Origin of the sequence: Bartonella acomydis (genome assembly GCF_039543025.1) — a bacterium.
In the GTDB taxonomy this organism is placed as follows: Bacteria; Pseudomonadota; Alphaproteobacteria; order Rhizobiales; family Rhizobiaceae; genus Bartonella; species Bartonella acomydis.
Genome location: NZ_BAABIY010000055.1, coordinates 1 through 757, shown reverse-complemented (window position 1 = coordinate 757; position 757 = coordinate 1). Strand labels below are relative to the sequence as shown.

At 39.5% G+C, this 757-nt stretch carries 1 protein-coding gene; it reads left to right on the top strand.

Annotated elements, in window-relative coordinates:
* Window positions 1–21: 21 nt before the first annotated feature.
* The coding region (locus ABD909_RS06975) for a DUF3987 domain-containing protein (RefSeq protein ID WP_345097238.1) at window positions 22–757 on the top strand (736 nt) is incomplete at its 3' end.

The following is a 757-nucleotide window of genomic DNA, read 5'->3' as shown; positions in this document are numbered from 1 at the left end:
AAGGAGAGTGTGAAATAGCCCGTGCTCTGTTGTTTGAAACCCTCTCTCCAAGACAATGAGCATGATGATGACAGTCATAATAAAAGGCGTCTCATTGTCAATGATGTGACAGTTGAAAAGCTTGGGGAATTGTTAAAAGAAAACCCCCGTGGTCTCTTAATGGTACGTGATGAGTTATCTGGTTTCTTAACAGATATGGAACGAAAGGAATATCAAACAGACCGTGCTTTTTATCTGACTGCTTTTAATGGAGATGATCAATTTACTTATGACCGTATCGGGCGTGGCACTATTTTTATTCCTCATGTAACTTTATCTATGATTGGAGGTATTCAACCTTCACGGATTATTCCCATCATTCAAGCAATACAGCGGGGAATAAATGATGACGGCTTATTGCAACGCTTTCAAATGATTGTGTGGCCCGATGAGACAAAAGATTGGCAATTGGTTGATAGGCCACCCAATCAAGAGGGATGGCAAAAGTATGAAGAGGTTTTTCGTTCTTTTTATAATAAACGATTAGGCTCTCCGGATCATCCGCTGATCATGCGTTTTTCTGCTGATGCTCAAGAGAAGTTTTATGAATGGCTAGAAAATCTTCATAGAGAAGCAAGAGCTGGTCATTTCTCAGAAAGCTTACAATCACATGTTTTGAAAATGCCAAAAACCATAGCAAGCCTTGCATTGATTTTTGAACTTTTAGACAGAGAACATTTTGAAATTGGGCTCTATGCCATTACAACAGCGTTGCGTT